This is a genomic window from Ramlibacter sp. PS3R-8 (assembly GCF_037572435.1).
GTDB lineage: Bacteria > Pseudomonadota > Gammaproteobacteria > Burkholderiales > Burkholderiaceae_C > Ramlibacter.
On sequence record NZ_JBBHGT010000001.1, the window covers coordinates 502,877 to 527,676 of the forward strand.

A 24,800-nucleotide genomic window follows, 5' to 3' on the forward strand; every position below is an offset into this window, starting at 1 on the left:
AGGCAGTCAGTCTTGCAAAGGATCGACCCGCGGCTCCGCGGGTTGGCCGGCGACCCGGCTCTTCTCCATTTTCTGCAGGGTTTCCAGGGCGCTCGCCGCACCCTCGCCGCTATGACGATCGGCCGCCCATGCGGGCTTTGTCTCCGGCGGGCGGGGCACCTTCTCGGGTGCTGCCTTGATGCTGCGTTTGGCCACGGTTGCCTTGTGTGTCCGGCAGAGACTACGGCTGGGCCAGGACTTGCATGTCAGCCGGGCGTCCCGTCCCTGGGTAGGACAAGGCCCCATCCCTGCGAACGCGCGCCCCGGCGCCAGGGCTACCATGCGCGGGAGGAGGACACCATGCCCGACATTGCCGCCCCATCGCTGTTCCTGGACCCTGCCGTGCGCAGCCTGCGAGCCGACCTCGCGCTGGCGCTGCGCGCCGCCGCGCACCATGGGTTGGGCGAGGGGGTCTGCAACCATTTCAGCGTCGCGCTGCCGCAGCAGCCCGACTGGTTCCTGCTCAACCCGCGCGGGCTGCACTGGAGCGAGGTGCGGGAGGACGACATCGTCCTGGTGGACGCGCAAGGCCGCCAGCTGGCGGGCCGGCATCCGGTGGAACCCACGGCCATGTTCATCCATGCCGCCGTCCATCGCATCGCGGGCAAGGTTTGCGTGATGCACACCCACATGCCATACGCGACCGCGCTCACGCTGACCGACCTGCGCGGGCTGGACACCACGCTGTCGCAGGGCGCCATGCGCTTTCATGGGCGGGTGGCGATCGACGCCAACTACAACGGCCTGGCGCTCGATGCCTCGGAAGGCGAGCGCATCGCCCGCACGATGCACGGCGCCGACGTCGCCTTCCTGGGCAACCATGGGGTGATCGTGTGCGGCGAACGCGTGGATCACGCGTTCGACGACCTCTATTACCTGGAGCGCGCCTGCCAGGCGCAGGTGCTCGCGCAGTCCACGGGGCGGCCGCTGCTGCCGGTTCAGACCGAGCTGGCCGCCCGCGTGGCCGCCCAGACGCTGGGCGAGCGGCTGCAGTCGGAGCTGTTCTTCGCCAGCTTGCGGCGCATGCTCGGCTGAGGCTGCGGCACCAGCTCGAAGGTGGAGGGCTCGAAAGCGTAGACGAGCGCCCGGCGACGGTCGCCCGTTTCGTAGGCGTCGCCGGCTTCCAGCACCACGTCGTGCTGGTCATGGTCGAGCGTGAGCCACAGCGAGCCTGCCGTGCAGACGATGCGCACGGCCGATGCATCGGCGACGCTGAACAGCTGCCGCGCGGGCAGGGCATGGGTGGTGGTGAGGTTCATCGCGGGCTCCTTTGCATGCAACCTGCGAATGAATATACTGCCCCGGCCCCCATGGCAGAAACGGTGAATTTGCATGCCACGCATGCGTGACGGGAATGCGAACGCGGCGCCGGTGCCGCGCTCGCGGCAATTGCGGCTGGACCTGCTGCAGACGTTCGAGGCGGCCGCGCGGCACCTGAGTTTCACGCGCGCCGGGGACGAACTGGCGCTGTCGCAGTCGGCGGTCAGCCGTCAGGTGCAGCAACTCGAGGAAAGCGTCGGCGCGGCGCTGTTCGAGCGGCGTCATCGCGCGCTGGCTCTCACCGAAGCGGGCCGCATCATGCGCCGCGCGGTGGAGGACAGCCTGGAGCGGCTGCGCGACGCCGCCGCGCGCGTGCGCAGCCAGTCCGCCCGCCGCCAGGTCACCGTGACGTGCACGCCCGGCTTCGCCTCGTTCTGGCTGATCCCGCGGCTGGCGCGTTTCACCGCGGCGCAGCCCGAGGTGGAAGTGCGGGTGGCGGCAACGCTGGAGCTGGTGGACCTGGAACGCGGCAACGTCGATCTCGCCGTGCGCTTCATGCCTGCCGGGCAGGGCGTCGGGCCGGTGCTGTTCGAGGAGGAGGTGCAGCCGATGTGCGCGCCGCAACTGCTCAAGGATCGCGCACGGCCGCTGCGCACGCCGGCGGACCTCGAGCAGCACACGCTGCTCACCATCGACATGCACGACGGCTCGCTGACGGTGGACTGGGAACCCTGGCTGCAACTGATGGGACTGGCGAGCGTGCAACTGGCCCACACCGTGCGCTTCACCCACTACACCGACGCCGTCGCGGCGGCCGTGGCGGGGCAGGGGGTGGTGATCGGCCGGCTGCCGTTGCTGGCCGACCTGGTGCGCGAAAGGCGGCTGGTCGCCCCCTTCCGCACGCCGGCGGCCTCGCGGCGCGGCTATTTCGTCACGCTCGCCCCGCAAGCGCAGCACAATCCCGCGGCACGCGCCTTTGCCGACTGGCTCGTCACGGAGGCGCGGCAGTCCGGCGCGACCCAGCCGGCGCAGGCGACTCGGTCGCCACGCGCTCGCTGACCGCGGGCGACCAGCCCCGAGCCGCCGTGTAGCGGGAGAGCTGCATCTCGTTGGCATCGAAGCCGCTCGGCCACTGCGCGGTGACGTCGCCGGCCGCGTCCATGTGCAGCCGCAACGGTGAAGCCTGGCCCGGTGGACGGGGCAGGGCGCCGGGCATGACGTCCGGAACGCTCCAGCCTGCCACCGGATCGAAGCGGCTGAAGCGCAGGCTGAGGATGCTGCCCACGGTTTGACGCCACACCGCCATGCCGGCGCCGGCGGCATTGGCCACGAGTTCCGGATCGCTCGCGTGGCCGTGGATCTGTTCCAGTGGCCGTGGCGCGGACCAGCCGGTGCCCGGGGCGTAGGCTGCGCCGAACGGGCGGCCGTCCTGGATCCACACGGCCAGCGCGTTCTCCTGGCCGGCGGCCACCACGCGCGCAGCGGTCGTGGCCGGCAGGTGCGGCGGCGGAATCTCCCGGCCGCGCCCATCGGTGACTGGCCGGCGCTCCTGCCGGCCGTTGCCATCGCTGCCTCCCATCACCGCGGTGCGCGCGCCAGCGCCGCCGCCGTCGTCACTGCAGCCCGCGATGCCGCATGCCGCCGCCGCAGCGAGCGTCAGCACGGCGCGCCGCACCCGCATGGCCGCCGAGGTCAGCCCGTCTTGCGCCGCGTCGCCGGCTTGGCGCTGGCTCGCGCCGTCGGCGGGGTCTTGCGCGCGGCTGCTTTCTTGAGCGGCGCCGCTTCGTCGTTGGCCGCGGCTTCCTCGCGCTTGGCGGAGGCCTTTTTCGCGGCGGCCGGCGCAGCCGGGGCGGCGGCGGTCCTGGCGTTGCCCTTCAGGCTGCGCCGCAGCAGCTCGGTCAGGTCGATGACCTCGGCCGTCGTCTGCACATCTTCGCCCGGCAGCGGGGCGACGGTGCGCAGCCCGCCCTCCCTGGATTTCTCCTCCACCAGCGCCATCAATTTCTCGCGGAACTCGTCGTGGAACAGGTCCGGCTGCCAGTCCCCCGCCATGGCATCCACCAATTGCTCGGCCATCTTGAGTTCGGCCGCGCTGACGGTGACGTCCTCACCCGGCCACGCCAGCCCCGCGGTGTCGCGCACTTCGTCGGACCAGCGCAGCAGGTTCAGCGCCAGTCCGTTGCCGTGCGGAATCAACATGGCGAGGTGCTGCTTGGTCGAGATCACCACCTTGGCGATGCCTACCTTGCCGGTGCGCTTGAGCGTTTCGCGCAGCAGCGCGAACGGCTTTTGTCCGCCCTTGCCCGCCGGACTCACGAAATACGGCTTGTTGAAGTAGACGCTGGCGATCTGCTCGCGGTCGACGAAAGCCTCGATGTCGATCGTCTGCGTCGAGCGCGGCAGGGCCGCCTTGATCTCGTCGGGGGAGAGCACGACGAACTGGTCCTTCTCGACCTCGAAGCCCTTGACGATCTCTTCGCGCTGCATGGACTCGCCGGTGCCCTTGTTCACCTGCTGGTTGCCCACGCGGGTCATGGTGGACTTGTCCAGGAGGTTGAACTTCATGCGGTTCTCGGCGGTGGCCGAGTGCAGCGTCACCGGGATGTGGACCAGGCCGAAACTGATGGCGCCCTTCCAGAGGGTGCGTGAACTTGTGGGTGCGGGCATGCGGATTCCTTCGCCCAGGGGGCAACCCATCGAAGGTAGGCAAGCGGCTGGCCCGGGCCTGTAGGACGGCGCAGGCAGCCCGTGCAGGGCGCGTCAGGGACAGGCGATCAGCACGCCCTGCTGGGTGCACAGGCCGTTGGGGCCGATGAGGTTGGGGCCGACGTGCCGCAGGTGGGTGCCGTCGCTGGACCAGCAGCCGCCCGCATCGCACAGGGCCGGCGCAGGGGGCCTGCCGATCGCCACGGGCGGCGGGGCCGGCACCAGGGGCGGGAGCGGTGCGACCGGCACCGGCAGATCGATCTGCGGCGGCGGCACCGCAACGGGTGGCTGCATCACGCGTCCGGGCCGCTGCGGCGGCGCTGCGCTGCCCAGGCAGATGGCTGCCGCAGCGCTGCGCCTTTCCTCGATCGCGATGGTCTCCGCGCCGGCGTTGCGGGCCGATTGCAGGCTCGCGATGGCCTGCGCGCACGCGGGCGACTTCAGCGGGTCGTCGGCCTGCGCCGCAGCGGCCGCGGCGATGCAGGCGAGCAGGCAGGCACGGGCCGTGTTCATGGCGCGCTTCGCGGGCTTGTCCGACATCGGCATCCGGGCAGCAACGTTTAAGTTGGGGGCATGAAATCCAGCGACACCCGCTCCAGCCGCGCGAAGCTCGGCGAACGCCCGACGTCGTCCGTCCCGGCGAAGCCCGATCACGGCGAGAACTCGTCGAGCACGCTCGTCGAAGCGCCGATCTCCAAGCGCAGGAAGAAGCTGGATGCGCATGATTTCCCGGATGGTGGTGGCAGCGGCGGCGCCGAGGCCTTCAGCCGCAAGCGGCTGGGCAAGCGCTGAGCGGCAATCTACCCCGCGGCCGGCCTCGCCTCTGTAGGATCGAGCCGCACCGATGAAGATCGCCACTTTCAACGTCAACGGCATCAAGACCCGCCTGCCGCACCTGCTGCGCTGGCTCGAGCGCGAACAGCCCGATGTCGCCTGCCTGCAGGAGCTCAAGGCGCTCGACGAGGCGTTTCCCGCCGACGAAATCCGGCAGGCCGGATACCACCCCCTGTGGAAGGGCCAGCGTTCCTGGAACGGCGTGGCGATCCTGGCACGCGGCACGGAGCCGGTGGAGATCCGGCGCAGCCTGCCGGGTGATGAAGACAACGAGCAGAGCCGCTACCTGGAAGCGGCCATCAACGGCATCGTGGTGGGCTGCCTGTACCTGCCCAACGGCAACCCGCAACCGGGCCCCAAGTTCGACTACAAGCTGGCGTGGTTCGAGCGCTTCATCGCGCATGCGAAAACGCTGGTCGACTCGAAGCACCCGGTCATCCTGTGCGGCGATTACAACGTGGTGCCGACGGACCGGGACATCTACAACCCGCGCTCCTGGAAAAAGGACGCGCTGCTGCAGCCGGAAACCCGCGAGTGCTACCAGCGCCTGCTGGCGCAGGGCTGGACCGATGCGATCCGCCACCTGCACCCCGACGCGGCGATCTACACCTTCTGGGACTACTTCCGCCAGCACTGGCAGCACGACTCCGGGCTGCGCATCGACCATCTCCTGCTCAATCGCGCACTGGCGCCGGCGCTGCGCGGTGCCGGCGTCGACAAGTGGGTCCGGGGGGAGGAAAAAGCGAGCGACCACGCGCCGACCTGGGTGGACCTGGACCTGGGGAGGTAAAACCGTCCGTCCGCCAAGGGGTCCTGCATAGGTGTATTCCCTAGGGTTGCGTCCACTTTTCCCTATTCCGCAGATGAGCTCATTCTGTTTTCATCTGGTTACGTCGGATACGGGAGCCAACAAATGGACCAGACCCAAGGCAACGCTTTCCTGCTGGAAGCGCTTTCGGACAAGGTGCTGCACCAGTTGCCGCCGAAAGTCTGGAAGGAACTGATCCTCGGCACCGGACGGGACAGCATCCGTTTCGAGCAGCGGCACCTCACGCTGGTCCACGTGGATGCGCAGACGCCGGTAGGCCAGCCGGGCAGCGCCACCGAAGGCTTCTACCAGGAACTGCAGCGCATCAATGCGCGCCACGATGGCCACCTCGACCCTTATGTCGATGCGGCCGCGCTGGTCACGTTCGAGGAACCGGGCGCGGCCATGAGCATGGCCATGGAACTGCAGCGCTTCGCCGGCGACGTGCGCCTGCGCATCGGCATCGTCAGCGGCCAATGCACGCTGGCCTTTTTCCGCGCGCAAGGGCGCCTGTGGTGCACCCCGCTGGGCTCCCAGCCGGCGCGCGCAGCCGACGTGGCCGCGACCGCCGTCATCGGGGGCATCGTGGTTTCGCCGGAGGCCTACACCGCGGGGGCTGACACCCGGCCGGCCGGGCTGGGCGCCGACGCCGACTTCGAGGATTCCGAGCGCGACATGTCGACGCTGGCCCTGGACCACCCCGGCGGGGATCTCGACCTTTACCTGTAGCGCTCGCGAAACTCAGCGGGGCTTGCGCTCGCGCTCCAGGTCGCGGATGCGCTGGCGCGCTTCGTCCCCCTCGGGGATGGGCTGGCCGCCATCGCGCCAGGCCACGGCGGCCTTGAACCCTTCGGCTTGCGCATAACGGCGGAACCAGAGGCCTTCCGGGTTGTGCCGGGTGATGCCGTCGAACAAGGTGGCCAGGCCCTGCGACTGCTCCAGCCCCATGTTCAGCATCACCTGGTTGACCACCATCTTGTGCATCGCGAGGTGGCTGCGCGGCACCCCTGCGATGCGCTGCGCCAGCGCCATCGCCGCGCCCTCGAGCGCGGCGGCCGGCACCGCATCGTTGGCGAGACCCCAAGCCAATGCGGTCCTGCCGTCGATGGTGTCGCCGGTGAACATCATCTGCTTGGCGCGGGTCGGGCCGAGCCGGTACGTCCACATCGCCGTCGTGGGGCAGCCCCAGACCCGCGTGGGCATGTAGCCGATGCGGGCATCCTCCGCCATCACCAGCAGGTCGCAGCACAAGGCGATGTCGCTGCCGCCGGCGACTGCGTGGCCGTGCACCTTGGCGATGGTGGGCTTCGGGCTGCGCCAGAGGCTCATGAAGTCCTCGGTGTTGCGCTTCATGTACGCGTAGTCGACCATCGGGTCCCAGGGCGTGCGTTCCTGCTGGCAGGGATGGTCGATCTCGCCCTGGCCGAACTGCGCCAGGTCGTAGCCCCCGCAGAACCCCTTGCCCGCGCCTTCCACGACGATGACGTGCACCTCGTCGTCGGCATTGGCCCAGTCCACCGCGGCACGGATTTCGCGCGGCATCTCCTCGTTGATCGCGTTCAACCGGTCGGGCCGGTTCAGCAGCAGGCGCGCCACGCGCGGCTGCTTGGCGTCCTTCTCGATCTGCAGGGTGCTGTAGCTGGGCATCGCGTTCTCCGTGTCGTCCCGGGCCAGTCTAGCGAAGCGCAGGCACGTCCTACAGCTGGCCGGCGGGCCAGCTTGCAACCGGCCCTCGCGTGCCTCCCTAGAGTTCGGGCATGAGCACCAACACCAGCATCGGCCCCAATCCCGACCGGGGCAGCAACGACAACCCGGGCAACGCCGACGGTTGCGGCAACAAGACTCTGGGAGACCAGGCCACGCAGCAGCCGCCCACCGGCGCGGAGAGCATCGTGGGGCAAGCGGGCGCCCAGGTGCCGGCGGGTGTGCCGGGCGCACGTCCGCGGCCCGGCGTCGACCAGGGCGCGCAGTCGTTTCCCGACGGCCCGAATGTGGAAGCCAGCCCCTGGGAGCTGGAAGCCGCGCGCGGCAAGCTGCCCAAGGACCGCTGAACGGCACGAGCCCCGCCCGGCCGGCGAGTGGCTTAGAGTTGCGCCCGGACCTGACTGAGGAGGGCGCGTGGAAGCATCGGATGCGTTGCCGGCATCGGTGCCGGTGCTCATCGCCGGCGGCGGGCCGGTGGGCCTGACCCTGGCGGCGCTGCTTGCGCGGCACGGCGTGCGCAGCCTGGTGGTCGAGGCGGATCCGGGTTACTGCACCGGCAGCCGCGCGATCTGCATCTCGCGCCGCTCGCAGGAAATCCTGTGGACGGCCGGCGCCGGCGCCGCCCTGCAAGCCAAGGCGCTGCCATGGACCGGCGGACGCAGCTATTGGCGCAACCAGGAAGTGCTTCGCTTCGAGATGCCCAGCGAGCCGACGCAGCGCTTCGCACCGATGGTCAACATCCAGCAGTTCCACGTGGAAGCCTTCGTGCACCAGGCGCTGCAGCAAGTGCCGCAGCTGGTGCAGGTGGCCTGGTCGGCCCGCGTGGCCGGTGTCGAACAGGTGAGGGACGGTGTCGTCGTGGACGTCGACACGGCCGCCGGCCGGTCGCGGGTGCGGGCAGGGTACGTCGCGGCTTGCGACGGTGGCCGCAGCACGGTGCGCGACCTGCTGGGGCTGCAATTCGAAGGCATGCAGTACGAAGGCCGCTACGTCATCGTCGACATCCGCCAGAAGACCCATCGCGCGGTGGAACGGCTGGCGTGGTTCGATCCGCCTTCGAACCCCGGTTCGACCCTGCTGATGCACCGCCAGCCCGACGACATCTGGCGCATCGACTACCAGTTGCGTGACGGGGAGGACGCCGACGAGGCGCTCCAGCCGCACAACATCCTGCCGAGGGTGCAGAGCCACCTGGCCATGATCGGCGAGCACGAGCCGTGGGAGCTGCAGTGGGCCTCGATGTACAACGCCAAGTGCCTGACGCTGCGCTCGTATCGCGAACGGAACGTGCTGTTCGCCGGGGACGCGGCCCACCTGGTGCCGATCTTCGGCGTGCGCGGCCTCAACTCGGGCCTGGACGATGCGGCCAACCTGGCCTGGAAGCTGGCGCTGGTGCTCGGCGGGGGCGCGTCGCCGGCGCTGCTCGACACCTATTCGTCCGAGCGCGTGCAAGCCGCGCACGAGAACATCGCGTACGGCGCCAAGAGCACGGAATTCATGGCGCCTCCCAACTTCGCTTTCCGCCTGCTGCGGGAAGCCACCCTGCGGGTGGCGCTGGACGAGCCTGCGGTGCGGCCGCTGATCAACCCCCGGCAGTCAGCGCCGGTCGCCTACCTCGCCTCCGGCCTGAACGAAGCGCAGCAGGGGACCTGGGCGCATGACGCCGCCGCGCCCGGCATGCCCGCGCCGGAAGCCCTGGTGAACGGGCCGCGGGGACCGCTGCACCTGACGCAATGCTTCGGCACCGACTTCACCTGCCTGGTGTTCGGCGACGGACCGCTGCCCCAGGCGCTGGCCGATCTCGCCGGGCGCGGCATCGCCGTGCTGGACATCCCGCCCGAAGCCGATGCCGGCGGCCAGGCGCGCGAGCGTTACGGCCTGCCCGACGCCGGGGCCACCGGCCTGGTCCTGGTGCGGCCCGACGGCTACGTGCTCGGGCGCTGGCGCGGGCTGGATCCGGGGAACTTGTTCGACGCCCTGCGGCGCAAAGGACTTTCACCATGACCGACGCCGAACTCGACATCAGCTACACCGCGCTGTGCAACGCGCTCGACGCCGTCGGGCCGCAGCGCAGCGAGCTCATGCTGTCCATGGTCTGCGTCGCGCTGATGGCGCGCAGCGACCAGGCCGCCCCGGTGCTGGAACTGATCGCCCGTTCGCAGCAGCGGCTGCAGGACGAAGCCGCCGACGGCTAGCCGTTCACGAGCCCTGCCAAGCCAGCGGCTGCAGGGTCGGGAGCTCCATCACGGTCACGTCCGCATCGACGCCGCCGTCTTGTTCGTCGAGGCGGAACCGATGGGTGGCGGCGACCAGTTCGGAGGCCTCGGCCAGCAGCGATTCGATCGTGCCGTTGATGTCCTGGACCAGCGCGGCATTGCTCTGCGTGGCTGAGTCCATCTGCGCGATCGTGGAGTTGACTTGTTCGATGCCGGCGCGCTGCTCGCTGCTGGCTCGCGCGATGTCCGAGACCAGCTGCGCGACTTCGTGCGCCACCTGGACCACCCTGGCCATCGAATCCCCGGCCTGCGTCGCCGCCGCGCTGCCTTGCTGGGCCTGGCCCACGGCGGCCGCGACCAGCTGCTTGATGTCCCGGGAGGCCTCGGCGCTGCGCTGCGCCAGCATCCGCACTTCGGCGGCCACGACTGCGAAGCCGCGCCCCTGTTCGCCGGCGCGGGCCGCCTCCACCGCCGCGTTCAGCGCCAGCAGGTTGGTCTTGAACGCGATCTCGTCGATGACACCGACGATGTCGGCCACCTTGCGGGAGGACTGGTGGATGCCCTCCATCGTCCGTACCACGCCCTGGACCTTCTGGCCGCTGCCCTCGGCCAGGGCGGAGGCCTCCTGTGCGAGCTGGCTGGCCTTGGTGGCGCCTTCGCTGTTCTGCTTGACGATGGCCGTCAACTGCTCGGTGCTGGCCGCGGTTTCCTCCAGCGACGCCGCCTGCTCCTCCGTGCGCGCTGCCAGTTCGGTGTTGCCCGCCGAGATGCGGTTGGATGCGCCGCTCACGGCGCCGGCGCTGTCGCGAATGCCGCGCACGAGGGTGTTCAAGCGGCCCTGCATGCTCCCGAGTGCCATCAGCAGCCGCCCGGTCTCGTCCCGGTGGAAGCGGGTGACGGTTTGCCGCAGGTCTCCCTCGGCGACGCGCTCGGCCGTGCGCACGGCGAAGTGAAGCGGCCGCACGATGCCGCGCGTGATGAGCCAGGTCGCGGCGACGCCCAGCGCGATGCCGAACACGATGAACAGGACCAGCCGCAACTCCGTGCTCGCGGCTTGCTGCCGGCCGGCCTCCGCCCGCTCGTGCGCGAGCGCGGTGGTGATCTCCACCAGCCCGTTCAGGTCGGCGCCGATGGCGGCCTGGAGGGGGCGGATCTCGTTGTAGAGAATCGCCTGCGCCGGTGCGTACTCGGCCTGGTCCGACTGGTCCATGGCCTCCCGCAGCTTGGCCGAGACGGGCGCGTTGGCGCCCTTCAATTTCCTGGCGAGTTCGCGAATGCGCTTGTCGGCCTGTTCGCCCTCGCCCAGGCGCTGCAATGTCGCGGCGGCTTCCGCATAGGCCTTGTCGCTCGCCTGCAGCGCCTTGAAGGCGGTAGCCTGCCGCTCGGAGTCGGCCTGGCCCACGTAATCGCGGATCGCCACGGCCTGGTTGAGTTGCGCCGTGCGCATGGCTGCCGATGCATTCAGCAGCGCGATGTTCTCGCGCTCGAGTTGGCTGCCATGCCGCTCCAGCTCGCGCAGGCCGTTGAAAGCCACCCCCATGTTGACCAGCGAGATGACCAGCAGGACGATGAACGCCAATGCCAGCCTGGCGACGACCTTCAGATTCCGCATGCGGCTGCCTCTCCACGGTTGAGGTGGTCAGGATGACAGCGGGCCCTGGTTGTTGCAAGTTGTGTGTGGCGTCGGAGCCTCTCTGAAGGCCCTGCCTCAGCCGAAAGGAATAGCCTTGCGGACAGCCGGAGAGCGCGCGCCACCTAAAATGCGCGGTTCCCCCCACGAATCGCATGAACGCCCCCGTCGACGTTTCCTTTTTCGCGCGCGCCGCAAAACCGATCACCAGCTATCGCAAGTACTGGGCGCATCGGTTCGGCCCGGCCCCTTTCCTTCCGATGAGCCGGAAGGAAATGGATGCGCTCGGCTGGGACAGCTGCGACGTGATCCTGGTGACGGGCGATGCGTACGTGGACCATCCGAGCTTCGGCATGGCGGTCGTGGGCCGCGTGCTGGAGGCGCAGGGCTTTCGCGTGGGCATCATCGCGCAGCCGGACTGGCACAGCGCGGAGGCCTTCAAGGCGCTCGGCAAACCGAACCTGTTCTGGGGCGTCACCGCCGGGAACATGGATTCGATGATCAACCGCTACACCGCCGACCGCAAGGTTCGCAGCGACGATGCGTACACCCCGGGCGACGTGGGCGGCAAGCGGCCGGACCGCGCCGCGATCGTGTACAGCCAGCGCTGCCGCGAAGCCTTCAAGGACGTGCCCATCGTCCTCGGCGGCATCGAAGGCAGCCTGCGCCGCATCGCCCACTACGACTACTGGTCGGAGAAGGTCCGCCACAGCATCGTGCTGGACGCCAAGTGCGACCTGTTGCTGTACGGGAACGCCGAGCGCGCGATCGTGGAGGTGGCCCACCGCCTCGCCGCGCGCGAGCCGGTGGAGAACATCACGGACGTGCGCGGCACCGCCTTCGTGCGCCGGTCGACGCCCGAGGGCTGGTTCGAGATCGATTCCACCAGCGTTGACACGCCCGGCCGAGTCGAGGATCACGTCAATCCCTACCTGACCACTGCAGATGCAGCGAAGGCGCAGGGTGAGACGTGCGCCAAGGAAGAGGGCACCTCGCTCCCTCTCCCGCCTGCGGGAGAGGGCAGGGGTGAGGGCGGTGGAGCGCAGCCCCTGCAGTTCATGCCGAACCCGCGCATCCGCCTGAACCGCGACCGCACCGTCATCCGCCTGCCCTCCTACGAAGCGGTCAAGTCGGACCCCGTTCTCTATGCGCACGCCAGCCGCGTGCTGCACCTGGAGACGAACCCGGGCAACGCGCGGTCGCTGGTGCAGGCGCACGCGGGACGCGACGTGTGGCTGACGCCGCCGCCGATCCCGCTGACCACGGCGGAGATGGACCACGTGTTCGGCCTGCCGTACGCACGCTCGCCGCATCCCGCTTACGCCGACGCCAACGGGCGCCACGACGGCCCGACGAAGATTCCCGCCTGGGAGATGATCCGCTTCAGCGTGAACATCATGCGCGGCTGCTTCGGCGGCTGCACCTTCTGCTCGATCACCGAGCACGAAGGCCGCATCATCCAGAGCCGCAGCGAGGACTCGATCATCCAGGAGGTCGAGGACATCCGCGACAAGGTCGAAGGCTTCACCGGCGTCATCTCCGACCTCGGCGGCCCGACGGCCAACATGTACCGCATCGGTTGCCGCACGCCCGAGATCGAGGCGGCCTGCCGCAAGCCGAGTTGCGTCTACCCGGGCATCTGCCAGAACCTGAACACCGACCACGGGCCGCTGATCGACATCTACCGGCGGGCCCGCGCGCTCAAGGGCATCAAGAAGATCCTGATCGGCTCCGGCCTGCGCTACGACCTGGCCGTCCAGTCGCCCGAGTACGTGAAGGAACTGGTGCAGCACCACGTGGGTGGCTACCTGAAGATCGCTCCGGAGCACACCGAGCAGGGCCCGTTGACCAAGATGATGAAGCCGGGCATCGGCAGCTACGACCGCTTCAAGGCCATGTTCGAGAAGTTTTCGGAAGAAGTGGGCAAGAAGCAGTACCTCGTGCCGTACTTCATCGCTGCGCACCCGGGCACGAGCGACGAGGACATGATGAACCTGGCGCTGTGGCTCAAGCGCAATGGCTTTCGCGCCGACCAGGTGCAGACCTTCTACCCCAGCCCGATGGCCACGGCCACGGCCATGTACCACTCGGGCCGCAACCCACTGCGCAAGGTGACGCGCGACAGCGAGACGGTCGACATCGTGCGGGGCGACCGCCGCCGGCGGCTGCACAAGGCCTTCCTGCGCTACCACGACCCGAACAACTGGCCGTTGTTGCGCGACACGCTCAAGGCGATGGGTCGCTCGGACCTGATCGGCAACGGCAAGCACCACCTGATCCCGACGTACCAGCCGATGACGGACGGGAGCTATGCGAGCCCGCGGCGGAAGAACTCGACTTCGCGTCAGCCGGTCAAGGGCCGCGTCCTGACGCAGCACACCGGCCTGCCGCCGCGCAAGAGCAAATAAGTGGAACGGCGGGGTCGCTGGCGCGAACCCGCCCTACGAAAGCCACGGTCACCGCGTCGAGCGGTTCACGCCGTCGACCCGCCATCCGCGTCGAGCGGTTCACGCCGTCGACCCGCCATCCGCGTCGGGCGGTTCACGCCGTCGAATCCCGCCATCGCGTCGGGCGGTTCGCGCCGTCGAATCCCGCCATCGCGTCGGGCGGTTCGCGCCGTCGAATCCCGCCATCGCGTCGGGCGGTTCGCGCCGGCGAATCCCGCCATCGCGTCGGGCGGTTCGCGCCGGCGAATCCCGCCGTCGCGTCGGGCGGTTCGCGCCGGCGAATCCCGCCGTCGCGTAGGGCGGGTTCGCGCCAGCGACCCCGCCACCCTCAGGCCGTCATCGCATGGATCGGCAGGTCCTTCTCCACCGCCAGCCGATCCAGCTCCGCGCACGTCCTGGTTGCAAAGAACGCAGCCACCGCCGCATGCGTGTCCTTTGCGAACATCGCCTTCATGTCCGCTGCCGCAACGCCTGCTGCCGCGCACAGCCCCGCCGCGAAGTGCGGTTCCAGCGCGGCCACCGCGACTCTTCCATCCTTGCAGGGATAGACCCGGTAGCCCGCGTGCGCTCCACCGACGGAGCCATCCGGCTGCGTCAACCCCCACGTGCGCGGCAGCGCCAGGTACGCGGCAGCATCGGACAGCGCGACTTCGAGATACACGCCTTCCGGGTGCGGGTCGCCACTGCCGGCGTAGCGTTCATGCTTGCGCATCGCAGCCTGCAGCACCGCCTCCGACGCCATGACCGATCCGGACATGTCGGCATAGAGCGTCGCGGGCAGCTCCAGGCCCGGCACCAGCCCGTTGTCGGCGAGATAGGTGAGGTCGTGACCCGGCTCTTCCGCCCTCGCACCCGGGGCGCCCACGATCGCCACCTGGCTGAGGCCCGGATAGCGCCCGTGCAGTTCCTTCCAGCCGAGGCCGAGCTTTTGCAGCGCGGAAGGCCGGAACGACGTCAGCAGCACGTCGGCCTGCGACAACGTGCGGTGGACCGCCGCCTGCCCCTGGGCCGTCTTCAAGTCCGCGCTGAGGACTTTCACGCCCTCGTGCAGTTGCGCATAGGCCTGCGGGTTGTAGTGCCCCATGGGGTCCCCCGACGGCGGCTCCACCTTGGTGCACGTCGCGCCCATGCGGCGGCAGCGCATCAACGCGGCCGGCCCGGGCAGGTTGAGCGCGAGGCTCACGATGCGCACTCCGTGCAGCGGCGAGAAGGCTTGGGTCATGGCCCGCAAGGCTAGCAGAGCCCCGGCTGGGGTACATCCCGATGCAGTGCGCAGCCCGCGCCGCTACGCTCGCTTCACGGCTGGCGCCCCCGGCGCCGCCATCCACAGGAGAACATTCGATGCAGTTCAAGCGCACCATGATCACGATGCTGGGCCTGGCCTCGGCGGCCCTTGCCCAGGCGCAAGGCGCCTGGCCGACCAAGCCGGTGACGCTGGTCGTCCCCTTCGCCGCCGGCGGGCCGACCGACGTGGTGGCCCGCACGCTGGCCGCCACCATGAGCCAGAGCCTCGGCCAGACCGTGGTCGTGGAGAACAAGCTGGGCGCCGGCGGCAACGTCGCCGCGGCCCACGTGGCCAAGTCGCCGGCGGACGGCTACACGTTCTTCATCCACCACAACGGCATGGCGACTTCCACCGCGCTGTACCGCAAGCTCTCCTACGACGCGATGAAGGACTTCGAGTTCGTGTCGCAAGCCGTCGAAGTGCCCATGACGCTGCTGGCCCGCAAGGACTTCCCGGCCAACAACTTCAACGAGCTGGTCGCGTACATCAAGGCCAACAAGGAAAAGATCAACCTGGCCACCGCCGGCCTCGGGGCCGTGTCGCAGTTGTGCGGGATGATGTTCCAGCGCGCCATCGGCGTGCAGCTGACGGAAGTGCCGTTCCAGGGCACCGGCCCCGCGATGAACGCGCTGCTCGGCGGCCAGGTGGACGTGATGTGCGACCAGACGACGCAGACCGTGCCGCAGATCAAGGCCGGCAACGTCAAGCTCTATGGCGTGACCACCAAGAGCCGCGTGAAGGTGCTGCCGCAGGCGCCGACGCTGCACGAGCAGGGCCTGAAGGACTTCGAGGTGGTGGTGTGGCACGGCATCTACGCGCCCAAGGGCACGCCCAAGGCCATCGTCGACCGCATGAACCTGGCCGTGCGCGCCGCGCTGAAGGACCCGAACGTCGTCAAGCGCATGGACGACCTGGGTGCGGAAATCGTCGAAGACCGCACCAACACGCCGGAGGCACTGCAGGCGCACCTGAAGAACGAGATCGACAAGTGGGGTCCGGTGATCCGGGCGGGTGGCAAGTTCGCGGATTGAGGCGGACATCCGGAAAGCGGACATCCGGAAAGCGGACATCCGGACGCAGAAGGCGCAGAAGTTGCGCAGAAGACGCAGAAGGACATCCAAAGGATCTTTTGCGTCTTCTGCGTGCGCAGCTTCTGCGTCTTCTGCGTCCGGCTTCGGCTCCCGTCCGTAGAACGTTCCGTCAGAGCGGCAGGCCCACGTAGTTCTCCGCCAGGGCCGTCGAAGCCGCCCTGGAGTTGACCAGGTAGTCCAGCTCCGCTTCCTGCATGCGCTGGCCGAAGCCCTGCGTGTCCGGGAAGCGGTGCATCAGGTTGGTCAGCCACCACGAGAAGCGTTCCGCCTTCCAGATGCGGCGCAGGGCGCGCTGTGAGTACGTGTCGATGCCGGCCGCGCTCTTGTCACCGAAATACTCGATGAAGGCGCCGGCCAGGTATTTCACGTCCGTCGCCGCGAGGTTCAGTCCCTTGGCGCCGGTAGGCGGCACGATGTGCGCCGCGTCACCGGCCAGGAACAACCGGCCGAAGCGCATCGGCTCGGCCACGAAGCTGCGCAGCGGCGCGATGCTCTTTTCGATGCTGGGGCCGGTCACGACCCTGGCGGCGAGCTCGGGGTCCAGCCGGCGCCGCAATTCGTCCCAGAAGCGCTGGTCGCTCCATTCCTCCACCTTGTCCTCCAGCGGGCACTGCACGTAGTAGCGGCTGCGCGTCATGCTGCGCATGGAGCACAGCGAGAAGCCGCGGTCGCTGTTGCCGTACACGATGGCATGGGGCGACACGGGCGGCACGTCCGCCAGCACGCCCAGCCAGCCGAACGGGTAGACCTTCTCGTACTCGGTGATCGCGTCCTTGGGCACGCTGGCGCGGCAGACGCCGTGGAAGCCGTCGCAGCCGGCGATGAAGTCGCACTGCACTTCGTGGTCGGCGCCGTCCTTGCGATAGCGCACGACGGGCTGGTCGCCGTCGAAGCCGTGCACGCTGACGTCCCCTGCCTCGTACACGGTGGGCAGGCCCTGCGCCTGCCTCGCATCCATCAGGTCGCGCGTGAGCTCGGTCTGCCCATACGCCGTGACCACCTTGCCGCCCGTGAGCCCGTGTACGTCGATGGGATGCCGGGCTCCCGCGAACACCAGTTCGATGGCGTGGTGGACCACGCCTTCGCGCTGCACCCGCTCGCCCACGCCGGCTTCCTTCAGCAGGTCCACCGTGACCTGTTCCAGGATGCCGGCGCGGATGCGGCCCAGCACGTAGGCGCCGCTTTGCCGCTCCAGGATGATGTTGTCGATGCCTGCCTTGTGCAGCAGCTGGCCCAGCAGCAGGCCGGAGGGGCCGGCGCCGATGATGGCAACCTGGGTGCGCGTCTTCATGGTGTGGTCTCCTGCCCCCAGCTTAGGCGCTGGGGCCGGGCGCGAACAGGGGCGCGGCGCGGCGGTTGTGCGATGATTGCGCACGTTGTGCGATCATCGCGCACTCGCTCCAGCACATGCCGATCGCCCGCGCCGACTTCATCGCCGGCATGGCCAAGGGACTGGCCGTGCTGGAGAGCTTCGACACGCAGCGGCAGCGGCTGAATGCCACCCTGGCCGCCGAGCGCGCCGGCCTCACCCGCGCCGCCGCGCGCCGGCACCTGCTGACCCTGGCGCACCTGGGCTACCTGGAGACGGATGGCAGCTGGTTCTGGCTGGCGCCCAAGGTGCTGCGCTTCTCGGGCAGCTACCTGGCCTCCTCGCGCCTGCCCCGCATCATCCAGCCCACGCTGAATCGGCTGGCCGGCCAGACCGGGCAGTCCTTTTCGGCGGTGGTGCTGGACGGCGACCAGGTGGTGATCGTGGCGCGCAGCGGCTCGGCCCTGATGGCCTACGGGCTGCACCTGGGCGCCCGCATGGCGGCCCACGCCACCTCGACCGGCAGGATCCTGCTGGCAGCCAAGTCCCGGCGCGACTTCAACGACTGGATGAAAGGGCGCGAGCTGGCCCGCATGACGTCGCACACGGTAGTGGATGCGCGCAGCTTTCGCGCGCTGATCGAACAAGTGCGGCGCCAGGACTACTGCGTCGCGGACGAAGAGCATGAGCTGGGCGTGCATGCCGCGGCGGTGCCACTGCGGAACATGGAAGGGCAGGCGGTCGCCGCGCTCAACGTGGTCACCACGCGGCGGCGGCTCGACCCGAGGACCGTCGAGAATGAATTGCTGCCCGTCCTGCTGGAGGCGGCACGGGAGCTGCGCCCGCTCCTGTGACCGGCCTTAGACGATCCGGGTATAAACAAACAACGAGATATTCGTTGGTGGAGTAAGGAGCGCGTTGGACAATCACTCTTTCCCGAAGGACAGAAGATGAGCACCTTGCGCCTGGGCGATACCGCGCCCGATTTCACGCAGGACTCCACGGCCGGCACGATCCGCTTCCACGAGTGGGCGGGCAACTCCTGGGTGGTACTGTTTTCGCACCCTGCCGACTTCACGCCCGTGTGCACCACCGAGCTCGGCAAGACCGCCGCGCTGGCCGGCGAGTTCGCCCAGCGCGGCGTCAAGCCGATAGCCGTCAGCGTCGACCCGGTGGCTTCGCACCACGCCTGGGTGAAGGACATCAACGAGACGCAGGACACCACGGTCAATTTCCCGATCCTCGCGGACGCCGACAGGAAGGTCGCCACCCTGTACGACATGATCCACCCGAACTCGCTGGTGAATGCCACGGTGCGCAGCGTGTTCATCATCGACCCGAAGAAGGTGATTCGCACGACGCTGACCTATCCGGCCTCGACCGGCCGCAACTTCGACGAGATCCTGCGTGTCATAGACTCCCTGCAGCTGACCGACAGCCACAAGGTCGCCACGCCCGCCAACTGGAAGCAGGGCGACGACGTGGTCATCGTGCCCAGCATCCAGGACCCGAAGGAGCTGGCCGAGCGCTTCCCCAAGGGCTTCCGGGCCGTCCGTCCCTACCTGCGCATGACGCCGCAGCCGAACCGATAAAAGCATGAACAAGTTCAAGATCGTCCTCGCCTCCATCGCCCTCGCGGCCAGCGGTTTCGCCTCCGCGCAGCAGACGCTGCTGAACGTCTCCTACGACGTCGCGCGCGAGTTCTACAAGGACATCAACGCCGCCTTCGTCCCCTGGTACAAGAAAACCTCGGGCAAGGACGTGAAGATCGAGCAGGCGCACGGCGGCTCCAGCGCGCAGGCCCGCGCGGTGGCCGACGGGCTGGATGCCGACGTGGTGACGATGAACACCACCACCGACATCGAGTTCCTCGCCGAGCGCGGCGTGGTCGCCAAGGACTGGGGCAAGCGCTTCCCGCACAACGCGGCGCCGACCACGTCCACCATGCTGTTCCTCGTTCGCAATGGCAACCCCAAGGGCATCAAGGACTGGGACGACCTGCTCAAGCCGGATGTCAAGGTGGTGGTGGTCAACCCGAAGACCGGCGGCAACGGGCGCTATGCGTACCTGGCGGCCTGGGGCTACGTCAAGAAGAAGGGCGGCACCGACGCCCAGGCGGCGGACTTCGTCGCCAAGCTGTTCAAGAACGTGCCGGTGCTCGCGCGTGGCGGCCGCGATGCGACCACGGCCTTCCTGCAGCGCAACATCGGCGACGCGCTCATCACGTTCGAATCGGAAGTGGAGTCCGTCAACCGCGAGTTCGGCGAGGCCAAGGTCGACGTCGTCTATCCCTCGATCAGCATCATCGCGGAGAACCCGGTGGCGGTCGTGGAGCGCACCGTCGCCAAGAAGGGCACGGCGGACCTCGCCAAGGCCTACCTGAACTTCCTGTACTCGGACGAGGGCCAGGAGATCGCCGCGAAGCACAACATCCGCCCGACCAACGAGGCGGTGCTGAAGAAGAACGGCAACAAGTTCAAGGCGATCAAGCTGTTCACCGTGCAGGAGCTGTTCGGCTCCCTGACGGATGCGCAGAAGGTGCACTTCAACGACGGCGGCCAGTTCGACAAGATCTACACCGTCAGATGAGCGGCGCGAGCATCGCCGCGCCGCTGCCCCTCGCGGCGGGGTCCACCCGCGGGACCAACCGGAAGGTGCTGCCCGGCTTCAACCTGACGCTGGGCTACACGCTTTTCTACCTGGGCCTGATCGTCCTGATCCCGCTGTCGGCGCTGGTCCTGAAGACCTTCACCCTCAGCTGGGACCAGTTCTGGATGGCGGTCACCTCGCCGCGCGTGCTGGCCTCGTACCGCCTGACGTTCGGCGCCTCCTTCATTGCCGCGCTGGTGAACGTGGTGTTCGGGTTGCTGGTGGCATGGGTGCTGGTGCGCTATACCTTTCCGGGCAAGCGGATCGTGGATGCGCTGGTCGACCTGCCGTTCGCGTTGCCCACCGCCGTGGCCGGCATCTCGCTGACGGCGCTGCTCGCCGGCAACGGCTGGATCGGCCAGTACCTGGAGCCCCTGGGCATCCAGCTCGCCTTCAATCGCAACGGCGTGGTCATCGCGCTGATCTTCATCGGCCTGCCGTTCGTGGTGCGGACGGTGCAGCCCGTGCTGGAGGAGTCCGAGAAGGAGCTGGAAGAGGCCGCCATGTGCCTGGGGGCGACGCGGCTGCAGACCTTCACCAAGGTGATCTTCCCGGCGATCGCGCCGGCGCTGCTGACCGGGTTCGCGATGGCGTTCGCGCGGGCGATCGGTGAATACGGCTCCGTGATCTTCATTGCCGGCAACATGCCGATGGTGTCGGAGATCACGCCGCTGATCATCATCAGCAAGCTGGAACAGTACGACTACGCGGGCGCCACGGCGGTGGCCACGGTGATGCTGTTGTTCTCCTTCCTGATGCTGCTCGTGATCAACGCGCTGCAGTCCTGGCAGCGCAAGCGCTCGGGAGGCTGAACGGATGGCCACCGATCTCACGCGCCGGCGCGTCACCACCACCGAGGCGCCCTGGGTGCGCCGCACGCTGATCGGCGTGGCGCTCGCTTTCCTCTTCCTGTTCCTGCTGCTGCCCCTGGCTGCCGTGTTCACGGAGGCGATGCGCAAGGGCGCGGGGGCGTACTTCGAGGCGCTGAAGGAGCCCGAGGCCTGGTCCGCGATCCGCCTCACGCTGATCACGGCCGCCATCGCCGTGCCGCTGAACCTGGTGTTCGGCGTGGCCGCCGCCTGGGCCATCGCCAAGTACGAATTCAAGGGCAAGGCGTTCCTCACCACGCTGGTCGACCTGCCGTTCTCCGTCTCCCCGGTCGTGGCCGGCCTGATCTACGTGCTGGTCTTCGGTGCACAAGGCTGGTTCGGCCCGTGGCTGGCGGAACATGACATCAAGATCGTGTTCGCCGTGCCCGGCATCGTGCTGGCGACCGTCTTCGTCACCTTCCCCTTCATCGCGCGGGAGCTGATCCCGCTGATGCAGGCGCAGGGCAACGACGAGGAGCAGGCCGCCATCGTGCTGGGCGCCACCGGCTGGCAGACCTTCTGGTACGTGACGCTGCCCAACATCAAGTGGGGCCTGATCTACGGCGTGATCCTGTGCAACGCGCGCGCCATGGGCGAGTTCGGCGCCGTGTCGGTGGTCTCGGGCCACATCCGTGGCCAGACCAACACGATGCCGCTGCACGTGGAGATCCTCTACAACGAATACCAGTCGGTGGCGGCCTTCGCCGTGGCGTCGCTGCTGGCGCTGCTGGCCGTGGTGACCCTGGCCGTGAAGTCGGTGGCGGAGTGGAAGCAGGAACGAGACATGAAGGCGGCGTCCGAGCTGCCGCCGGAGCGCCCGCGGGCGCTGGAGCCCCTCACATCATGAGCATTGAAATCCGCAACGTCAGCAAGAACTTCGGCGACTTCAAGGCCCTGAAGGACGTGACCCTGGACATCGCGTCGGGCGAACTGGTCGCGCTGCTGGGGCCATCGGGCTGCGGCAAGACGACCTTGCTGCGCATCATCGCCGGCCTCGAGACCGCCGATGCCGGCAGCATCCTGTTTTCCGGCGAGGACACGACCGATGTCCACGTGCGCGAACGGCAGGTGGGCTTCGTGTTCCAGCACTACGCGCTGTTCCGGCACATGTCGGTGTTCGAGAACGTGGCCTTCGGCCTGCGCGTCAAACCGCGTGGGCAGCGCCCGAACGAGGCGCAGATCCAGCAGAAGGTGCACGACCTGCTCAAGCTGGTGCAGCTGGACTGGCTGGCCGACCGCTTTCCCTCGCAGCTCTCGGGCGGCCAGCGGCAGCGCATCGCACTGGCCCGCGCGCTGGCGGTGGAGCCGCGCGTGCTGCTGCTGGACGAGCCTTTCGGCGCGCTGGACGCCAAGGTGCGCAAGGAACTGCGCCGCTGGCTGCGCCGGCTGCACGACGAACTGCACGTCACCAGCATCTTCGTGACGCACGACCAGGAAGAAGCGCTGGAGGTGGCCGACCGGGTGGTGCTGATGAACGCCGGCGACATCGAGCAGGTCGGCTCGCCGCAGGAGGTGTGGGACCATCCCGCCAGCCCCTTCGTCTACGGCTTCCTGGGGGACGTCAACCTGTTTCGCGGCCGCGCCCACGAGGGCGAGGTGCACCTGGACGGCCTGCAGCTGGCTTCCCCCGAGCACGCCGATGCGCAGAATGCCAAGGCATCCGCCTATGTGCGGCCGCACGACCTGGAGGTGCAGCGCTACGCGCCCGGCGCGGGCATCGACGCCGCGGGCAAGTCGCGCGGCATCGTGGCCAGGCTGACGCGGGCGATCGTCGTCGGCCCGGTGGCCCGGCTGGAACTCCTGCAGGCCGACGAGAACAAAGCAGGGGACAATGCCGCGGCGGAATCGATCATCGAAGCCCAGATTTCCGCGGAGCAATTCCGGGACATGGGGCTGCGCGAAGGCGAAATGCTGGTGGTGACGCCGCGCCGGGCGCGGGTGTTCGTGGAGACCGGCGCCGGCATCTGAGTCGCAAACGAGTTGCCGGGAGGGCGAAAGACGATGAGCGCGAATGTGATGGGATGGTTCGAGACGGCGCCGCGCCGCGTGCTCGCTGCGGTGGCGCTCGCCTGCGTCGCCATGCTCGCGTTCGGCCTGTACCTGCAGCACGTGGTGGGCCTGGAGCCTTGCCCGATGTGCATCGTGCAGCGCTATGCGCTGGTCCTGGTCGCCCTCGTCGCCGCGGTCACCGCCGCGCTGCGCGGGCGCCTGGCGCACATGGCCGGCGGGCTGCTGATGGTGCTGGCGGCGGGCTTCGGCGCTTTCGTCGCCGCCCGCCAGAGCTGGCTGCAGTGGTATCCCCCGGAGATAGCCTCCTGCGGGCGGGACTTCTACGGAATGATCGAGACCTTTCCGCTCAAGCGCGCGATCCCCATGATCTTCCGCGGCAGCGGCGACTGCACCAAGATCGACTGGACCTTCCTCGGCGGCTCGATCGCCAACTGGTCCTTCGTGTGGTTCGTCATCTTCGTGGTGGTGGGCGCGCTGGTGTTCCTGCGCCAATGGCGGCGACCCGCGCCCCGGGTGGCCAGCGCGCCGCTCGCGGCCTGATCACAGTCCCGAAGGCCAGGTCTCGGCCGGCTCGCCGGCATGCCAGGCGGGTTCGGCCACCAGCGGCTGGAGCGCCCGCGTTTCGTCGATGTGGATCATCGCGTCGAACTGGGCAGGCAGCCGGGTGTGGAAGTAGTGGCTCATGCGCTCGGTCCGCGGCTGGTAGATGACGCCGATGGCGCGCTGCAGGCGACGTTGGGACAGCAACCGCGCCAGCGCCGGCTGGTCCAGCGGCAGCCAGAACCGCTCCACGTCCACGCGATGGAACAGGTCTTCATAGCTTCCCTCCAGCCCCGGCCGCACCCGCTTGCGCTCGCCGACGCCGTCCCATTCCGAAGCCGCCGTGACCGTGCCGTGGTGGGTGCTGAAGCCCACCAGCACCGCGTCTCCTGCCCAGCGGTCGCGCACGAGCTGGCCGACGTTCCATTCGCCCCGGTCGCCCATCTCGGTGGCGCTGGCATCGCCCAGGTGCGAGTTGTGCGCCCACACGATCATCTTCGTTGAGCCGCCGCCGGTGGCCAGGTGCTTTTCCAGCGCCTGCAGGGTCTCCACCATGTGGTTATCCCGCAGGTTCCACGAGGACACGCGGCCGTGGAACATGGTGCGGTAGTACTCCTCCGCGTTGCGCACCAGGCGCGCGTTCTGCTGCGCGTGGAAGGCGTCGGCGCGGTCCTCGCGCGAGGCCGCCAGCAGTTCGGCGGCGCGCCGGTTCATCTCGCGCAGCTGCTGGATCACCTCGTCCTCGCAGCTCGGCTTCAGGCCGAAGCTGGCGGCATGGCCGTAGGCCTGGCTGTCTTCGCCGAAATGATCGAAGCAGGCGTAGCGGCTGCGCGCGCGCCGCGCAGCCTCCGGATCGATGCGGTCCAGGTAGTCGAGCACCGCCTTCCTGGAAGCAAACAGGCTGTAGAGGTCCATGCCGTAGAAGCCCACTTGCCGTGATGCGGGCAGGGCGCGGTTGTGTTCGCGCAGCCACTCGACGAAGTCGCGCACCACGGTGTTGCGCCACATCCAGGTGGGAAAGCGCTCGAAGCCGGAGAGCGCGGAGCCGGCGTCCGGATCGCCGGACACGCCGCGGACGTAGCGGTTGACGCGCCAGGCATCCGGCCAGTCCGCCTCGACGACGACGGCCCGGAAGCCATGCTCGGTCACGAGCTTGCGGCTGAGCGCTGCGCGCTCGTCATAAAACTCATGGGTGCCGTGCGAAGCTTCGCCGAGCAGGGCCAGCCGGGCGCGCGCCAGCCGTTGCACCAGCGCCGGGTCATCCGCAGCCGAAGAGGGAAGGGCACGCAGGTGCGCGCGCAGGTCACGCAGCAGGGCTTCGTCGCGCAGGGAGGATCGGTCCATGCGCCCAAGCTAAGGGCGGTGCGGGCCAGCCGGTGTCGGACGGCGGCGCTGCCGCTGTC

27 protein-coding genes are annotated in these 24,800 nt (G+C 68.8%); 17 read left to right on the top strand and 10 right to left on the bottom strand.

The window, feature by feature from the left end:
- Window positions 1-6: 6 nt before the first annotated feature.
- On the bottom strand, window positions 7-195 hold the full coding sequence (locus WG902_RS02365; RefSeq protein WP_340058292.1) for a hypothetical protein: 189 nt from the start codon (window positions 193-195) through the stop codon (window positions 7-9).
- Between the two features lie 144 nt (window positions 196-339).
- On the opposite strand from WG902_RS02365, the gene WG902_RS02370 reads away from it, so the two are divergent.
- Complete coding sequence (locus tag WG902_RS02370) at window positions 340-1,074, top strand: aldolase (protein ID WP_340058293.1); 735 nt, start codon at window positions 340-342, stop codon at window positions 1,072-1,074.
- Here WG902_RS02370 and WG902_RS02375 read toward each other — a convergent pair.
- Complete coding sequence (locus tag WG902_RS02375; RefSeq protein ID WP_340058294.1) at window positions 978-1,298, bottom strand: DUF2917 domain-containing protein; 321 nt, start codon at window positions 1,296-1,298, stop codon at window positions 978-980. The two genes, WG902_RS02370 and WG902_RS02375, sit on opposite strands and share 97 nt — an antisense overlap.
- A 112-nt stretch (window positions 1,299-1,410) precedes the next feature.
- Between WG902_RS02375 and WG902_RS02380 the strand changes: the two genes are divergently transcribed.
- Window positions 1,411-2,358, top strand: coding sequence for a LysR substrate-binding domain-containing protein (locus WG902_RS02380; protein ID WP_445263663.1), 948 nt, complete (start codon window positions 1,411-1,413; stop codon window positions 2,356-2,358).
- On the opposite strand, the gene WG902_RS02385 is transcribed toward WG902_RS02380, so the two are convergent.
- The 3 genes from WG902_RS02385 to WG902_RS02395 form a co-directional block, all read right to left on the bottom strand.
- Window positions 2,291-2,980 carry a hypothetical protein gene (locus tag WG902_RS02385; protein WP_340058296.1) on the bottom strand — a complete coding sequence of 230 codons (690 nt, stop codon included), beginning with the start codon at window positions 2,978-2,980 and terminating at the stop codon, window positions 2,291-2,293. The two genes, WG902_RS02380 and WG902_RS02385, sit on opposite strands and share 68 nt — an antisense overlap.
- A gap of 11 nt (window positions 2,981-2,991) precedes the next feature.
- A complete protein-coding gene (gene ku, locus WG902_RS02390) occupies window positions 2,992-3,966 on the bottom strand; it encodes a non-homologous end joining protein Ku (protein ID WP_340058297.1) in 975 nt (324 codons plus the stop codon).
- Between the two features lie 93 nt (window positions 3,967-4,059).
- Window positions 4,060-4,518 (bottom strand): hypothetical protein, encoded by a 459-nt coding sequence (locus tag WG902_RS02395; RefSeq protein WP_340058298.1) that lies wholly within the window; start codon window positions 4,516-4,518, stop codon window positions 4,060-4,062.
- Window positions 4,519-4,578: 60 nt separating this feature from the next.
- Here WG902_RS02395 and WG902_RS02400 point away from each other — a divergent pair, with 60 nt between their 5' ends.
- The 3 genes from WG902_RS02400 (at window position 4,579) to WG902_RS02410 (ending at window position 6,376) form a co-directional block, all read left to right on the top strand.
- The gene (locus WG902_RS02400) at window positions 4,579-4,797 is read left to right on the top strand and encodes a hypothetical protein (RefSeq protein ID WP_340058299.1); all 219 of its coding nucleotides are present in this window, start codon (window positions 4,579-4,581) and stop codon (window positions 4,795-4,797) included.
- 52 nt (window positions 4,798-4,849) lie between these two features.
- A complete protein-coding gene (gene xth / locus WG902_RS02405; protein WP_340058300.1) occupies window positions 4,850-5,629 on the top strand; it encodes an exodeoxyribonuclease III in 780 nt (259 codons plus the stop codon).
- A 123-nt stretch (window positions 5,630-5,752) separates the two neighbouring features.
- Window positions 5,753-6,376 (top strand): hypothetical protein, encoded by a 624-nt coding sequence (locus WG902_RS02410; protein ID WP_340058301.1) that lies wholly within the window; start codon window positions 5,753-5,755, stop codon window positions 6,374-6,376.
- A 12-nt stretch (window positions 6,377-6,388) separates the two neighbouring features.
- Here the strand turns inward: WG902_RS02410 and WG902_RS02415 are convergent, their stop codons facing one another.
- Window positions 6,389-7,294 (bottom strand): crotonase/enoyl-CoA hydratase family protein, encoded by a 906-nt coding sequence (locus WG902_RS02415; RefSeq protein WP_340058302.1) that lies wholly within the window; start codon window positions 7,292-7,294, stop codon window positions 6,389-6,391.
- Between the two features lie 110 nt (window positions 7,295-7,404).
- On the opposite strand from WG902_RS02415, the gene WG902_RS02420 reads away from it, so the two are divergent.
- The 3 genes from WG902_RS02420 to WG902_RS02430 all read left to right on the top strand — a co-directional run bounded on the left by WG902_RS02420 (window position 7,405) and on the right by WG902_RS02430 (window position 9,546).
- Window positions 7,405-7,698: a hypothetical protein gene (locus WG902_RS02420; RefSeq protein ID WP_340058303.1), complete on the top strand. Its 294-nt coding sequence runs from the start codon at window positions 7,405-7,407 to the stop codon at window positions 7,696-7,698.
- Between the two features lie 67 nt (window positions 7,699-7,765).
- A complete protein-coding gene (locus tag WG902_RS02425) occupies window positions 7,766-9,355 on the top strand; it encodes an FAD-dependent monooxygenase (RefSeq protein ID WP_340058304.1) in 1,590 nt (529 codons plus the stop codon).
- Window positions 9,352-9,546, top strand: a complete 195-nt coding sequence (locus WG902_RS02430) for a hypothetical protein (protein WP_340058305.1) — start codon at window positions 9,352-9,354, stop codon at window positions 9,544-9,546. The genes WG902_RS02425 and WG902_RS02430 overlap by 4 nt, the downstream gene beginning before the upstream one ends.
- A gap of 4 nt (window positions 9,547-9,550) precedes the next feature.
- Here WG902_RS02430 and WG902_RS02435 read toward each other — a convergent pair whose 3' ends face one another.
- Complete coding sequence (locus WG902_RS02435; protein WP_340058306.1) at window positions 9,551-11,179, bottom strand: methyl-accepting chemotaxis protein; 1,629 nt, start codon at window positions 11,177-11,179, stop codon at window positions 9,551-9,553.
- A gap of 173 nt (window positions 11,180-11,352) precedes the next feature.
- On the opposite strand from WG902_RS02435, the gene WG902_RS02440 reads away from it, so the two are divergent.
- The gene (locus WG902_RS02440) at window positions 11,353-13,605 is read left to right on the top strand and encodes a YgiQ family radical SAM protein (RefSeq protein WP_340058307.1); all 2,253 of its coding nucleotides are present in this window, start codon (window positions 11,353-11,355) and stop codon (window positions 13,603-13,605) included.
- 367 nt (window positions 13,606-13,972) lie between these two features.
- Here the strand turns inward: WG902_RS02440 and WG902_RS02445 are convergent, their stop codons facing one another.
- A complete protein-coding gene (locus WG902_RS02445) occupies window positions 13,973-14,866 on the bottom strand; it encodes a CoA transferase (RefSeq protein WP_340058308.1) in 894 nt (297 codons plus the stop codon).
- Window positions 14,867-14,985: 119 nt separating this feature from the next.
- On the opposite strand from WG902_RS02445, the gene WG902_RS02450 reads away from it, so the two are divergent.
- Window positions 14,986-15,960, top strand: a complete 975-nt coding sequence (locus WG902_RS02450) for a tripartite tricarboxylate transporter substrate-binding protein (RefSeq protein WP_340058309.1) — start codon at window positions 14,986-14,988, stop codon at window positions 15,958-15,960.
- 169 nt (window positions 15,961-16,129) lie between these two features.
- Here the strand turns inward: WG902_RS02450 and pobA are convergent, their stop codons facing one another.
- Window positions 16,130-17,311 carry a 4-hydroxybenzoate 3-monooxygenase gene (pobA, locus tag WG902_RS02455; RefSeq protein ID WP_340058310.1) on the bottom strand — a complete coding sequence of 394 codons (1,182 nt, stop codon included), beginning with the start codon at window positions 17,309-17,311 and terminating at the stop codon, window positions 16,130-16,132.
- 116 nt (window positions 17,312-17,427) lie between these two features.
- Here pobA and WG902_RS02460 point away from each other — a divergent pair, with 116 nt between their 5' ends.
- The 7 genes from WG902_RS02460 (at window position 17,428) to WG902_RS02490 (ending at window position 23,397) form a co-directional block, all read left to right on the top strand.
- Window positions 17,428-18,183 (top strand): IclR family transcriptional regulator domain-containing protein, encoded by a 756-nt coding sequence (locus WG902_RS02460; protein WP_340058311.1) that lies wholly within the window; start codon window positions 17,428-17,430, stop codon window positions 18,181-18,183.
- Window positions 18,184-18,279: 96 nt separating this feature from the next.
- Window positions 18,280-18,921, top strand: a complete 642-nt coding sequence (locus WG902_RS02465; protein WP_340058312.1) for a peroxiredoxin — start codon at window positions 18,280-18,282, stop codon at window positions 18,919-18,921.
- Window positions 18,922-18,925: 4 nt separating this feature from the next.
- Window positions 18,926-19,918 (top strand): sulfate ABC transporter substrate-binding protein, encoded by a 993-nt coding sequence (locus WG902_RS02470; protein ID WP_340058313.1) that lies wholly within the window; start codon window positions 18,926-18,928, stop codon window positions 19,916-19,918.
- A complete protein-coding gene (gene cysT / locus WG902_RS02475; protein WP_340058314.1) occupies window positions 19,915-20,790 on the top strand; it encodes a sulfate ABC transporter permease subunit CysT in 876 nt (291 codons plus the stop codon). Before WG902_RS02470 ends, cysT begins: the two co-directional genes overlap by 4 nt.
- Window positions 20,791-20,794: 4 nt before the next feature.
- Window positions 20,795-21,694 carry a sulfate ABC transporter permease subunit CysW gene (cysW, locus tag WG902_RS02480; protein WP_340058315.1) on the top strand — a complete coding sequence of 300 codons (900 nt, stop codon included), beginning with the start codon at window positions 20,795-20,797 and terminating at the stop codon, window positions 21,692-21,694.
- A complete protein-coding gene (locus WG902_RS02485; protein ID WP_340058316.1) occupies window positions 21,691-22,815 on the top strand; it encodes a sulfate/molybdate ABC transporter ATP-binding protein in 1,125 nt (374 codons plus the stop codon). Before cysW ends, WG902_RS02485 begins: the two co-directional genes overlap by 4 nt.
- A gap of 33 nt (window positions 22,816-22,848) precedes the next feature.
- Window positions 22,849-23,397, top strand: a complete 549-nt coding sequence (locus tag WG902_RS02490; protein WP_340058317.1) for a disulfide bond formation protein B — start codon at window positions 22,849-22,851, stop codon at window positions 23,395-23,397.
- Here the strand turns inward: WG902_RS02490 and WG902_RS02495 are convergent, their stop codons facing one another.
- Window positions 23,398-24,741, bottom strand: a complete 1,344-nt coding sequence (locus WG902_RS02495) for an erythromycin esterase family protein (RefSeq protein ID WP_340058318.1) — start codon at window positions 24,739-24,741, stop codon at window positions 23,398-23,400.
- Window positions 24,742-24,800 lie beyond the last annotated feature (59 nt).